The organism is Endozoicomonas sp. ALB115 (assembly GCF_049310245.1).
Lineage (GTDB): Bacteria > Pseudomonadota > Gammaproteobacteria > Pseudomonadales > Endozoicomonadaceae > Endozoicomonas.
Map to the genome: position 1 here is coordinate 32826 of NZ_JBLYZG010000007.1, position 14904 is coordinate 47729.

A 14904-nucleotide genomic window follows, 5' to 3' on the forward strand; every position below is an offset into this window, starting at 1 on the left:
TTTCAACATGGTTATGAGTATGAAGCGTCCTGCCGGTATTCATCATCTTCGCTTCTGGCTGCCTGTGCTGATGGTTGCTGCTAACATCCCGTCAGCAAGTGGGCAAAGTTTGGCAGAAGCCGTCTCTACTGCACTGATGACGAGCCCGGAGCTGCATCTGGCCATGCAAAAAGTGCAGACCCGCGTTCATGAGCAAAGCATTGCCAAATCAGGATTCCTGCCAACATTGCATGTACAGGGAGGCTCCGGCTATGAATGGACCTCCAACCCGGCAACCCGTGCCGGTGGGCCTGACAGTGATGACCGACTTCATCGGTATGAGTCTTCTATCGCGCTTCGCCAGGTGCTTTTTGCCGGTTTTTCCACAATACACGACAGTAATAGATCTGAAGCCAGCACACGCTCTGCACAGTACCGACTGATAACCACCGCTTCCGAGATGGCACTCAAAGTCACTCAGACCTATCTGACTGTGATCATGATGGAAAGGGCATTGGCCATGTCCGAGCAAAACCTGAAGATTCACCAGGATATCTACTACAACATTTTCAAACGTTCTGAGTCCGGTGTGCAGAGCACTGCAGACCTCAGTCTTGTCAGTGGCCGACTGGCGAGGGCTCAGTCCAATACCATTGCTGCTGACAACAATTTGCAGGATGCCCGTTGCCAGTTTGCCCGGCTGGTGGGAGTCCCAACCAGCACTCTTCACGAACCTGTGCCTGATTTTGACCGACTGCCAGATACTATGAAGCAGGCAGTACTACTGGCTGGCAAAAACTATCCATTGCTCAAATCAGCGCTTCAGGACAATAACGCTGCAGAGAGTGAGTACATGGCCAGCAAGGGACGCTTCTACCCGGAAATCTCCTTTGAGGCAACCCGGTCATGGCACTACAACACGAATGGCGTGATCGGGCGTGATGATGATTACAGCCTGATGTTCCATGCCCGCTACAACCTGTTTAATGGTGGTGCTGATTCCGGGCGTATCAAGGCATCCCTCAGCCGCTGGAATGAAGCGAAAGATATATACCACCAGGCATTGCTGGATACCCAGCAAGAAGCCCGTCTCGCATGGGAAGCCCATACTCAGCTGAACAGACAAATTCCGCAATTACAGAAACACGTCGCCTACAGCCAGGATATGGTATCTGCCTACCGGAGACAATTTGCTTTTGGAGAACGGTCGTTACTGGATGTATTGAACGCAGAGAATGAAAGCCTTGAAGCAGAACTGGCATGGAACCGGGCATGGGCTGCACAGCTCGATGCCTTCTACCGGCTGCTTCATATTACCGGCCGACTGCTTGAGTCGCTGAAACTGACGCTTCCGCCGGACTGGGCTCCTGGTAATGGTGCCACACCATGAATAAACTCGTGTTGCTGCGTAATGATGGCAGGATCATTAGCGTTGTCGGCCATGCCTGGAAGCTGTTGTCAGGCCAACGTCGTCAGTTGCTGGCAGAAGGAGAACCGCTGACTGCTGGCGAGCTGGTTGAGCTTGAAGGCAACGCAGATATCCTGATTCATCCTATAGCAGCCGGTGTTTTATCCGTCAATGAGCTAAACAACGCCAATGATTATCTGTTGTCAGACACGCCATCAATCACGTTGGCTGGCGATAACAGAAGGGACGCAAACGAAAAGACCGCTGATGAAGGACTGATGACTCCCACCATCATTCCCCTGTATACGCCGACAATCACACCCTATGCAGGCATTGGAACGGGGCCGGATCATCTGCCGGAGATCACGGAAACGTTGCATGAGGGCGACAGTGACCAGACCACTATGGATAGCCTGGCACTGATTACCATTGATACACCAATCACCCCGGATAATATCGTCAACGACCGGGAGTCCCGGGCGCTGACCATCGCTGGCCGGATGGTGAATGTCGAACCCCTGCGCCCGGTTACCTTGACCCTGACGGATAAGGTCGGCCATCAATTGCAGCTGAAAACAACGGTGAACAGCCATGGCAGCAGCTGGCAAATTGAAGCACCGGATCTTACCGGGAGCGGGTTATTCAATGGCCCTATTACCATAACAGCAGAAACCAGCGATCTGGCTGGTAATATTGCCAGAGACAGCACGACGTTTCTGCTGGATACCGTCACCGAAATCACCCTTGAGCTAGCTCCTCAGAGTGACTCCTGTTACGGCAAGGCAGCCGATACGCACGACAATCCCACCAGTGAAAACACACCGGTGATGACCGGCACCGGTGAAGTCAACGGTACGATAACACTGTTCGCTGATGGCCAGCCACTGAAGAGTGGCATTCCGGTTGCCAGTAACGAAACCTGGTCTGCACAAATTACCCATCCATTGTCTGATGGTTCCCATACAGTGACAGCGCAAATTACCGATATGGCCGGTAATACCGCCACTGCTGAGTTGCTACTGTCCATTGATACCGAAGCAGGTATCTGGATCAACGATATCGACACCTACGGCATCTATTCCTTTAATACACCCATAACCGGTGAGACCACAGGTATTGACAATGGACAGCCGGTTACTGTTTTTTTTGGCCCCGGCTTATTTCAAAACAGGGTAACGACCGAAGTCCCGAGCAAGGTTCCGGTAGAGGATAACCACTGGAGCCATCCCCCTTTTGTGGAGCCTATTACCGGAGGAAGCAATTACCAGGTTCTGGCATCCGTTGCAGACTGTACCTGCACCATCGCCACCGATCATCTGATGCCCCTCGGTAACCCTTCGGACATCAACATTCAGGAAAGCGTTGATCTGGGAGCTAGCAAGGACATAGATCCCATTTCAGCCAGCGGCACAGTACTCTCTATCGAGCCCGGTTACCTTACCGATCTACCCGACAATATCAGCATTATTGACAACGGCTCCAGCTTTCCGGTCAGCTGGCAGATCACCGGCCACAAAACGTTGACTGCCGTCTACCATGATGGGACATCAACCCAGACAGCCCTCACGTTTACCCTGCCGGACTCAGGCACAGGCCTGGCCACTTTACAGGTTGACCGTCCCTTTTTTCATCCGGGAGACAGAGACGAACTCAGCTTTACCCTGCCGTATCAGAAAAGCCTTTACTCTCCAGCCAATCAAAAAACCCACTACTCCAAAGCGGGATTTGTCGTCACCATCACGGATGATGTGCCAACCCTGGTGGATCATACGCCAGTTCTTGTACAGGAAGGGACTACGGCGCGGTGGAGAGAGAATAACGGCAAATTATTTACCCCTGTCCAAGCCGGTAGCGATGGCGGCTTACTGAGCGCCATTAACGGCACTCCGCTTACCAGTAGCCATAAACTCAGCGATGACATAGCAGACTTTTACCCATTCCCCGGTCAATACGGCACCCTGTATGTCCATCCCGATGGGGCCTGGAAATATACTGCTGCCCCTGACCAGGTTCATACCACCGACAATACACTGACTGAGACGTTTACCTTTACCGTTACCGATTCGGATGGGGACAGCGACAGTGCCACCATCTGCTTTACGGTTCTGGATGGCACAGCACTGAGCTTTTCAAACGACACGGTCAGTACCATGCCCATCGACCAGGAGTGTGACCAGCCCGGCCCCATTCCGGATTACGGGCAAATTACCGTTCTGAAAGGTTCCGACCCCCTGCCACCGGACCAGTTGCAGTTTGATATTAATGGGACCGCAGAGCAGCTGAACAACCCCCAGGCCAGTCGGTTGCCCAAAAGCGATGGAGAAAGTCTGGATCTTGATAACCTGTATCCCGGACCGGGAAACCAGAGTCTGGTGCTATCGACCCTGTCCGGCAAACCTGTGCTCAGCATTCATCTGGCCAATATCACCACCGATAACTCAGGCAACCTGTCTGCCCACCTGGTGGTACAACAGCTGGCCAACCTGGATCCCACCGCACCTGAGCCTGCGATGATTCCCGTGGTACTTACTGCCAGCGACCATGACCTCAACACCATCACTCATAACATAACGCTGGCGGTGATGGATGGTGGCGTTACCCTGGCCGATGATTATATTGAGGTTACTGAAGGTCAAACGGTGACCGGCAATCTGCTGGGCAATGATGTTCATTGCCTTGACGCTCTGACCGTCACCAAGGTCTCCCTTGACCGGTTTTATCTGGATGAAAACACCATAACAGAAACCTGGCAGGTGTTTGATTTTCAAACCGACACCCGTATTGAAACCCGTTACGGCACACTCACCGTACAGCCGGATGGCCATTACACCTGCACGGCCCGGGACTCTCTGTATCATCCTGGCCAGCAACCCTTGTCTCAGGAGTTTACCTACACCGTCACCGACAGTAGTGGTGACAGGGCTCAGGCAGCTGTTTTTGTCACCATTAAAGATGGTGCAGCCGCCAAGGGAAATGAGCAGGCCAACCTGACCTTTACCGAAAACAACCTGGCCACTCCTCCCCATTATCCAGAGTATTACGCTGGCCCCATTGCCACCCTGAGTGGCGATGGCTCTGATGCCATCGCCCCCGGGAGTCTGAGATTCACTGCGGATCCTGATAACCTGAACGGTATCCTGACCTCACTGGGTGCTACGGTCAGCTTCACATCAGCTGGTAACCAGCTTCGGGGCAGTGTTATCGAGAATGGCCAGAGCATGGATATTCTTACTCTGTCACTGTCAGCTATTAACAATAACGGCAAAGATCTGAATGTCCGGGTTATTGGTGAGCTGGATCGCCCCCTGGATCACCTGGCCGGTACCGTGGGCAATAATTCAGTGATGGTGGATGACCAACGGATCATCCTTACCCTGCCCTTTACCTTTGACGATATTGACGGCACACCGGCAGTTACAGAGAGTACGGTTACGGCGACCTTTGTTGACGGTGTATTCCCGGTATTAAGCAATCCCTCAAAGATCAACATCGATGAAGTAAACCTGCCGGTTACCGCCACCGGGACGATTAAAGCCACCCCGAAATCCGACCATATCGTGCCAGAGAGCTGGCAATTTTCAACCAGCCAGCCCGGACTGGATGGACTGTTCGCCAGCAACCAGCCACTGAACTGGAGCGTTCAGGGGCCAACCCTTTCCCTGCACTGGCCTGCCCAGCCGGAATCCCCGGTACTCACCGTGACGCTGGATGATCCCCCCCTCCCCGCACTGTCGGCCACACTGCACTACACGGTAAAGCTCTCCCATCCCATGAATCAGGATAAGGGCCGCTGGCCTTTATCCATCGCGGTGGCCATTACGGATTCAGACGGTGATACCACGGAAAAACGGATTCCGGTTCAGATCAATGATATCAGTAACAATCTTGAACTGAAGCTGGCGATAAGTGACCTGGAAATGACCGAGCCCCTGTATCAAAAGACATCGGTCAGCGAACGGGTCGACGTCGACATTCGTGCCGATACCGACGCCGTGACCAAAGTCTGGTTTCTGCCCCCTGTCGTCGACAGCAGCGGCTTTGCCCTTGATGACCGGGGCAACCGGTTGACAGCCGATGGCCTCCCCATCAAATACTTCGCCCAATCCACCGCCATCCGCTACCCTGCAACCTGGGAAGCCTGGTCCATTCAGGATGGCAAACAAAAGGATCATATTTTCAGTCTGACCACGATACAGAATGATGGATCGGTGATTTATGTACCCTCAGGCACCTCAGTAACCGCCACCATTGGCATCACCTGGTATCACCACCTTGATCACCTGACGCCGACCGGCCTGAATACCCCGTCGCTGCCCGTCAGCTACACCCTGCAAGCTATAGATGCCGATGGTTCTAAAACCAGTGACGTCCTGACCCTGTCACTGCGGGACGGTGAATACCCAACTCCCGGCAAGATCACCCAGCCACCGGCGACCACGGATATTAACAAAGGCAACGATACTTCCGTGACCGGCACCCTCAACTATACCCCGGGTTCCGACCGTCCCGTCCCCGTGTTTGATCGATCCACCATTGAGCAGGAGGTGGCCGGGTTAAGCTCCGATGGTAATCCACTGACCGGTATTGCCGTGTCTGGTCCGGACCACTCAGTACTGACCATCAGCCGGGACAATGACCATCTGCCGGTTTTCCGGTTTTCCGTGAGTGATCCACAACCGACCTCTGCCACCCTGCAATTTGAACAGCTGGACAACCTTGATCACCCAATGTCGTCTTTCAGCCAGAACGAGTCGATCACCCTGACCATACCGGTATTGATGAGTGACAGTGACAACAGCCTGAACACCACACCCACGAATTTTCTCTATACCGTGATGGATACCGTACCGGTGGCCAACGGCGACTATTACCGGAGAAATAACCAGCCCATTGGGGCAGAAGGCCAGACCTTCAAAGGCAACCTGCTTAACAACGACACTCTGAATGCCGATGCCGATAATGCCAGTCTCACCGCCATCAGCTACCAGAATATGGTCCATCCAGTCAGCCCAACCGGCACAACTGCCATTACCACGGATGCAGGCATACTGACCGTCCGGAGCGATGGCGAATGGCAACTCCCTGCCAATCCTCATTTTGATCACAGTGCGGGACAGAACTTCACTCTGAAGATGGTTAACTCCATTATGGATGGCGATGGTGATCACAGCAGGGCACCTTTCCAGATCACTATTGCTGACCAGCCTGCAACGTTCACCAGCGTTATCACTACCGAAGGCCCTGAAGACACGAACACCCCTGTCACCCTCTCCTTTTCCATTGATCTTGGTGACCCGGACCGGGAGGAAACCCTGACCAGCCTGTCGTTCAGCACCAGCGATCTTCAGGGAGGCATGCTGACCTGGAATGGCAATCCCCTCAGCGCCACCGGAGACACCGTACAGATCCCCGTTGCCGCCATGAGCCGGAGCATGGTCTCCGGCAGCGTCATCCTGAGCGCTGACAATCTTGGCTATCTGCCCCCAGCCGATGCGTCGGACTTTACCCTCCACAACCACCAGGTCACGCTCAACCTGAATGCCACCATCAGCAACAATCCGGGGCCGGTTCAAAGCCTGAGTACTCCGTTGGTTATTCATATTAAAGGCATAGCTGATCCCCCCATCTGGCCCAAACCGATACCCGTGGTCACCGGCGAAGAGAATCAATACATTCCCCTTGGCAACAGCATAAAAGCCGGGCTTATGGATAAGGATGGATCAGAAGCCCTCTCATACGCGATAACGCAATTACCAGGTAGCATGAAACTGTTGTGTCATGGACGGGAAATTAATGCCGGGACCACGCTTACGACAGAGCAGTTTGGGCAGCTGATTGTTCAGTCTGATGAACATTGGAGTGGCAGACTGGAAATAAAGGTGGATGCCATCGCAACCGAACAAGGTTATTTTGCGGTTGAAACCGCACGATCACCGGCAACAATCACTGTCAATGTTCAACCTGTGGCAGACCCTCCCACACTGGTGGTTATGCCTGCGGGTGCGGACCCTGACACCGTTAAGATAACGGGAAATGAAGATGAGCGCATTGCCATTGGCAGCCACATCAAGGCAGCCCTGGTGGATACGGACGGGTCTGAAAGCCTCTTCCTGACAGTCACACCATTGGTTAAGCCCGGAGAAGCTACAGGCCGTCTGTGGATTCAGCAGGGAAGCGCCTGGACAGAAATAAAACACGGCCCAACGAATCATTTTGAAGTCACTGGTCCGGATATTGACCATCTCTATTATCAACCGGGAAAAGATCGAAGTTCGGCAAACTTTGACGATGTTCGTTTGCAGATAAACGCCATCAGTCGTGAGTCTACTCAGGATGGGCTCACACCGGTGGCTGGCAAAGAAGAAGCCATATCACCGGACCGGTTTATGCAAATAAGCATCAAAGGGGTTCCAGATTCGCCGGAAGTGACCCCGAATGATACCTGGACCGTGAATCCGTATAAAGCCAATGAGTTGACAGGCCGTGGCCAAGAAGACCAAAGACTTCCACTGACGTTTGATCTTCACTCATCGGATGTTGATGGCTCCGAAAGCCTGAACTCAGTCGCTACGCTGGAAGACAGCCGGTTTCGTCTGGAAGATAACCATGGGCGACAGCCGCCCATCGCTTATATCGTTAATGGCAAACCGTTTTTCCAAATAACGCCAGCTGATCTTAGCTCCGGCAAATACCGGTTGAAACCACCCCCGGACTATGCTGGTGAGGCACTGGTACCCATGAAGGTTCTGGTGACAGAACTGGACGGAGCCCATGCCATTTTTGACTACCAGCTGCGAGCTATCTTTGCCCCGGTGGTGGATACCCGGGATCAAGCCATCGCCCCCATCCGGGGTAAAGAAGTTGAACTGGACAGAGCCGGTAAATTTCTTTCGGGTGGAGCACCACTGGCCCTTACCGGGTTCACCCCGGGCGACCGTGATGGCAGCGAAGCCATTAGCGATATCACCGGATTCAATTTGCCCGATGGTTTCCAACTGATGGTAAAAGGCACATTGCTGGCCAACCAGTGCGGGTCCCTGGTTGATCACCTGGGCGGTCTGGATGCACTGAAAAAGATGCTTGCTGCAGGCGATATCCGCATTGTACCGATCCATTCAGATGGAACGATTGATCATGATTACCCAACTCCCACCCGTCAGAGCACCGACTTCAGCTTTACCGTGGAAATCTCGGATCAGCAAAATGGTTTAACGGCGAAAAAAGAGGTAACCGTCAGTGGGCATATTGACTGGCAGGGCGAAGTTGATGGTGAACAGCCTCCAGCCACACCGTTCAACCCTGATGAAAACACCAAAGTCGTTCATGATAACCCCGGGCCTTTTACAGGAAATGATGTTCCATTGAGGGCATTACAACTTGTTGCCACCGATAAAGATGGCAGTGAGCGGATAAAAGACGACAAGCGACCTCAATATGAAATCGAGGTTTATGACCCTGCCGGAAACAAGATGACAGGAGGCTGGCATCTGCAAACCTCTGGAGGACAGGATCTGATCTTTGATAACGATAAATGGCTGATTCAAAGTGGTGAACTTGATGGTGTCTCGGTCCATTTTACCGAGAAGGGCACGTACTTTATCCATACGAAAGTCATTGTTGAAGACGTTGGGGATGAGGAAGCGCGCTATGCCCGGATGCAGGTCATTGTCAAAGAGGAAGCGCTCCATGACCGGGTGCAGGTCATTGTCGAAGGGAATACCGGAGACCCGGGTCAACCGATACCTCCGGAGAACCTGTTTGTCTGCTCAGAACCGGTAGCGGGTAAAGAGGATTACTACGTCACCATTCCAGACCATTGCATCAACCTCGACCAGACTCACACCTCTGCAAAGGAAGAAGCCACATTCCGTATAACGGTGGCGAATCTTCACGGGTGGAGCCTTAAAGGTTTCACAACGGTGTGCTGGAATAACGATGGTGAGGTCACCGAGTACATCACCAGGCCGGAAGACGTCGGAAACCTTCAATTTCACCCACCCAGGGACTTTTCCGGAGAGGACAGTATCGACTATCACATATTGAAGAGAAATACTGATTCCGACCAGACCAGCAAAACGGACTTCAAGATCCCATTCAAGGTTCTGCCGGTGGTGGGAAACTCACAGGATGAACCACCGGAAGATTCGGTATCTGACTTGAAAGCCTGGACAGAACCGGCAGCGGAGGCCGATGAGTGGAAGGATACGGATCACCCCGAACCCATGCACCTGCAGTTAAGAACCACCGATATTGATGGTTCGGAAACCATCGAAAAAGTTGTCTTTAAACCACCGGACAATATCGTTATCCATGGTGATGGGCTGCAACCGGACAACTCAGTAGCTCGACAAATATCCGAAACAGAAGCGCAGTTTGAGCAACGGATAGCACGCTTCACCTTCACTCCCGGAGCAGGACTTCCGGCGGGAACCTATACCATGCCGCTGACTGTAGAAGTGCTGGATACCGCTCCGGGAACCGGAAATACCGACAGCAAGGTATTTAGCAAAGCGATTGACCTGATAGTCAAACCAGTCAATCACTGTGCCACCCTTACTGCACCCAATCAGGAAGGCCATGAAGACTCAGATATCCCTATTAAAGGGCTGATTGCGGCCCTGAACGATAATGATGGCTCTGAAGTCATCTCTGTTGTGCTCTCTGGCCTGCCTGATGGCAAGGTGGTCAAGGACAGTTCCGGCAAGCCCCTGCCCTTTAACGGGAGCGGGAAGTGGCAGATTCCAGCACACTTAATGGATAACAACGGCCATGTACAGCCACTGTTCCTGAGGCCGGTGAAAGACTTCAGCGGTGTCGTGCAACTGACCCTGAAAAGTCACAGCCACGAACAGAGCCTGAGTACGGTTTGCAGTGACGAGCAGGCATTTCAGATTACGGTACAACCTGTGGGTGACCCCATCACACTGGATCACATTCCCGGGGCAATGACGGGGGATGAAAACACTCCCATCGTCTTTCGTCTGAATGCCAAAACCACAGACAGCCATTCAGACAAACATGACCATCCGGAAGAACTTCAGGCCACATTGACGATTTTACCGGGCAGCACCCCCACGCTGATGCCTCCTGAGCCAGAGGCCATCAAACCCAGCCTTACCATTGCTGGCCAAACGACAGCCGTATTCTCAGCCAATGGCTCAGGCGGTTATACCGCAACCATCGCAACAGCGGATGCCACATTACCCGTGCTAGAATTTAATCCGGGCGATGGTCATGGAACACTGCAGATGTCGTTAGCCGTCCGGTCTGTTGATAAAACCGATGGACTGACAACGGCCTATGGCCCTGAAATCGTGATGGGCAGCACTATTACCATTGCGCCAAAGTCCGATAAGCCCTCACTGCTGATTGATCGCAAAAGCATCATTACCACCGTAGAAACACCAGCGCCTGTTTTTATCCGGGCTTCAGTGATCAATCCGGCTGAGACGGTCAGCAACCTGGTCGGCACGGAGCTCTACACCCTTGTTCAGGGACTGCCAGGCAGTGCATCGCTGGTTAACCATGCCGGAACACCAACCGGCACTGTTTCCTCCAGCCCCGCAGGTATTGCACTGGTCAGCAATGAGCTGCAAAACCTTTACCTTAAAGATCATCAAACCGGAAGTTATACCCTGAATGTTGAGGCCATCTCCGATGTTGGTGATGGGAATAACCAGAGCAGTGATGTCATTGCCCTGAACATTGTGGTGGTTGAAAAAAGTAAAGACATCAGCGGCACCCCAAACAGCGATATTATCATTTCCGATGGCACAACGCCGAAGATCTCCGCTGGTAATGGAGATGATCTCATTGCCGGGGGTAACGGTGAAAACCAGATACTTCCCGGGTCAGGAAACAATACAGTTTGGGGGGGAGCGTACTCAGGCTCAGGCGATGGTCGCCGTGATACGTTCCTCTTTGAGGCTGGCGATACAGGCACAACCGCTATCCGGGACTTCGAGCCCGGCGTGGACGTTATTGATTTGAGCCAGCTGCTGAACCTTGACGAGGTGTGGTCCGGTAGTGATCTGGCGAACCAGGTCACCATTGATGAAATGGATGGGAAAGCGCGGATCACTGCACTATCCGAGGTGATTACCCTGGATACCATACCGCTGGAAACGCTGTTGCCCGGGGGAAACAACATGGATACTGCAGAACGTTTAAGCTCGCTGGTTGAACAGGGTCACCTGATTGTCTCCCATCAGTTTGGTCACCAGGGAAAAGATACCCTGTATGCACCACCAGCCGCTGAATTAAAGGGCGATGGCATTGTAAATGCCGGTGCCGGAGATGATCACCTGTATGCCAACAATGAGGGCAGCAAACTGAGAGGCGGGTCTGGCAACGATATTCTGGAGCTGAGCCGAAACAGCCATGCAATAGACAGGCTCTACTGGCGGAAAGAAGACGCTGGCAGTGAAGCTGCACCCGCTTATGACCGGGTATTCAATTTTCACAGTGCAGAAGATGTTATCGATATCTCTGGCTTCCTGCCTGCAGAAGCCAGCGCCCAGCCTTATGATTACATGGCGCTGAACAGCAACGGCAGCAGTACCAACCTGAACCTTGCCAGTACCAGCGCCCACCACTGGACCAATACCATTGAGCTTGCAAATGTCGACTGGTTACAGGGCAGCAGTTCGGAAGATGCGCTGAAATACCAGCTGGAACAAGGTTACCTGATCACCGGGTTTCCTATCTAGCGGTACAATCATTAATCACCTTGAACAACTGCAAATTGAGAATATCCTTCATCTTTTCGCTCAAGCGCTGTGGTGACGTTCCAGTAGGGGTAGTTACGGTTACTCCTGCACCTGTTCACACTTGCCAAATCACTGCTACGGATACGAAACTATGCAGTTTTGATCAGCCACAGCAGCCCTCAATGACGACATCCGCAAATCAAGAAAGAGCCAACACTGAAGACTTCCTGTCTATTTTTCTGCATGACATTCCGTTGATGGATGTTCGTGCCCCGGTGGAGTTCGCCAAGGGCAGCTTCCCTTTGGCGATCAATATCCCCATTCTGGATGACCACCAACGGGAACTGATTGGTACCTGTTATAAAGAAGAAGGACCTGAGGCGGCTGTTACCCTGGGCTACAGACTGGCTACTGATGATATTCGGGCTCAGCGACTCGAAGCCTGGCAATCACTTATCAGGCAACAGCCAACAGGGTATCTGTTCTGCTTTCGTGGTGGACAACGCTCCCATATTACCCAGCAGTGGCTGAAGGAATCTGGCTACCCTTATCCACTAATCAAAGGTGGCTATAAAGCCCTGAGACGTTTTCTGATCGATGAACTGGAACGCTCCATTGATGAAATTCCATTCATTATCCTCAGTGGCAAAACCGGTACCGGCAAAACCTGGCTGATTCAACAACTACCTTACAGCATTGACCTGGAAGGCCTCGCCAACCACAGAGGCTCCAGCTTTGGCCGCCGATACGGTGGACAGCCGGGCCAGATCGATTTCGAAAATCGCCTGTCCATCGCGCTGCTGAAGCACCGTCACAGGCACCCCGGAATGCCGGTACTGCTGGAAGATGAAAGTAAACTGATTGGCCGCTGCAGCCTGCCCCAGACGATGCGGGACAAAATGCAGCAATCCCCGTTAATTTTGCTTGAAGAGACCCTGGAAGAGCGGGTCAGGATTGGTCTTAAGGAGTATGTGACCGACAATCTTGCCGAGTTTATTGCCGCTTATGGTGAACCACAGGGTTTTGAGCAATTTGTCGAAGGCCTCTCTGGTAGCCTTTACCGTATTCGCCGCCGACTGGGTGGCGAACGCTATCAGCAGTTAACCAATATTCTGGAAAACGCCATCGCGCAACATAGATCGGGCGGGGGAATAGCAGGCTACAGCCCTCTGATCAGTGATCTGCTCAGCAATTATTACGACCCCATGTACGACTATCAGCTGGAGCAGAAGGAGGGTAAAGTGATCTTTCGGGGAGATCGTGAGGCTATTGAAAGTTACTACAACACATCATTGATAAACTGATTCGGGCCATCATTGGCAGCTGCAAGGCCCTGTTGATTAAAGGGCCTTGTCTGAAATTGCCCTATCAAGAATTACCGGTCGAGCATTCTGGAAATCCCGGCAAAGTCATTGATAACAATATCATCCTGACTCTACTATGTTATTTTTTATATGACTAAGCAGTAGACAAAAGTTTTAGGCGTTTGTTCCAAATTTTATTCCAAAAGCCAATTAAAAAACTGAATATTGATAAGATAACCAGAAAATAAACACTGGAAAAACAAACACTGGATAGCGCAATGAACATCGATTTCGACAAAGTGGTGGATCGAACCAACACCTCCAGCCTTAAATGGGAGCGCTTCAGCCCTGACGTTCTCCCCATGTGGGTAGCGGATATGGATTTCCAGTCAGCGCCTGAAATCATCGAAGCACTGCACCAGCGCATCGACCATGGGGTTTTTGGTTACACCGAGCCAGACAGCGAACTGGAAAAACTTGTCGTTGAGCGCTGTCGCCATCTCTACCACTGGGATATTGAGCCAGAATGGATTGTCTGGATGCCGGGCCTGGTTTCTGCCCTGAATGTCTGTGTTCGTGCTTATGCCAACCAAAGCGAAGGCGTCATTTCCCCCGTTCCTGTCTACTATCCCTTTCTTATGGCACCCAAACTGGCCGGACGTGAGTTAATCGGTGTGGAATGGGTTAAACAAAACGGCCAATGGGTGCTCGATCTCCACAGCCTGGAGCAGAAAATCACCCCCAGCTGCAAACTACTGATGCTCTGCAACCCGCAAAACCCGAACGGTCGGGTATTTACCCGGGCAGAACTGGAGAAGCTTGAGCAACTCTGTAACAAACATGGCCTTGTGGTCTGCTCTGATGAAGTGCATTGCGACCTGATTCTTGATCGCCGTGCGGAACATATTCCCTATGCGGCCATCAGCGAATTTGCCAGAGACAACTCAGTGACGCTTATGTCACCGTCGAAAACCTTCAATCTGGCCGGCTTCGGCTGTGCATTCGCGATTATTCCCAATCATCAGTTACGCCATCAGTTCAACCGGGTTCGCACCGGTATTGTGCCGTCAGTGGACAGCGCCCTGATTGGCTACACTGCTGCGAAAGCGGCCTATCGTCATGGTGAACCCTGGCGTCAGTCATTGCTGGATTACCTCCGTGGAAACCACGACTACCTGCTGGAAGCCATCAATAACATTCCCGGCCTGGCCATGGAACCACTGCAGGCAACCTATCTGGCCTGGATTGATGTCAGCGGACTGGGGCTGGAAGATCCTCATCAATTCTTTGCACAGGCCGGTGTTGGCCTGTCCCCCGGAAAGCAATTTGGCGATGAAAATTATCTGAGGCTTAACTTCGGTTGCAGCCGATCTGTGCTGGAAGAAGGCGTGGCACGAATAGCCAGAGCCGTTGCACAAATGCAGTCAATGGATTAAAAACTTTCACCACAAAGGCACAGAGACACAAAGAAATATTTTATTCTTGAACTCTGTGCCTCTGTGGT

At 52.4% G+C, this 14904-nt stretch carries 4 protein-coding genes; all 4 read left to right on the forward strand.

Going from position 1 to position 14904, the window contains the following annotated elements:
• Positions 1-19 precede the first annotated feature (19 nt).
• On the forward strand, positions 20-1369 hold the full coding sequence (locus ACO6VE_RS04860) for a TolC family outer membrane protein (protein ID WP_422460019.1): 1350 nt from the start codon (positions 20-22) through the stop codon (positions 1367-1369).
• Positions 1366-12096 (forward strand): Ig-like domain-containing protein, encoded by a 10731-nt coding sequence (locus ACO6VE_RS04865; RefSeq protein WP_422460021.1) that lies wholly within the window; start codon positions 1366-1368, stop codon positions 12094-12096. The genes ACO6VE_RS04860 and ACO6VE_RS04865 overlap by 4 nt, the downstream gene beginning before the upstream one ends.
• A 182-nt stretch (positions 12097-12278) precedes the next feature.
• A complete protein-coding gene (gene mnmH, locus ACO6VE_RS04870) occupies positions 12279-13400 on the forward strand; it encodes a tRNA 2-selenouridine(34) synthase MnmH (RefSeq protein ID WP_422460023.1) in 1122 nt (373 codons plus the stop codon).
• A gap of 278 nt (positions 13401-13678) precedes the next feature.
• Positions 13679-14836, forward strand: coding sequence for a MalY/PatB family protein (locus tag ACO6VE_RS04875; protein WP_422460025.1), 1158 nt, complete (start codon positions 13679-13681; stop codon positions 14834-14836).
• The last annotated feature ends 68 nt before the right edge of the window (positions 14837-14904 follow it).

Excerpts from the sequence above, each read along its gene's own strand:
- ACO6VE_RS04860 (WP_422460019.1), top strand. The coding sequence starts at position 20 with ATGAAGCGTCCTGCCGGTATTCATCATCTTCGCTTCTGGCTGCCTGTG.
- ACO6VE_RS04865 (WP_422460021.1), top strand. The coding sequence starts at position 1,366 with ATGAATAAACTCGTGTTGCTGCGTAATGATGGCAGGATCATTAGCGTT.
- mnmH (WP_422460023.1), top strand. The coding sequence starts at position 12,279 with ATGACGACATCCGCAAATCAAGAAAGAGCCAACACTGAAGACTTCCTG.
- ACO6VE_RS04875 (WP_422460025.1), top strand. The coding sequence starts at position 13,679 with ATGAACATCGATTTCGACAAAGTGGTGGATCGAACCAACACCTCCAGC.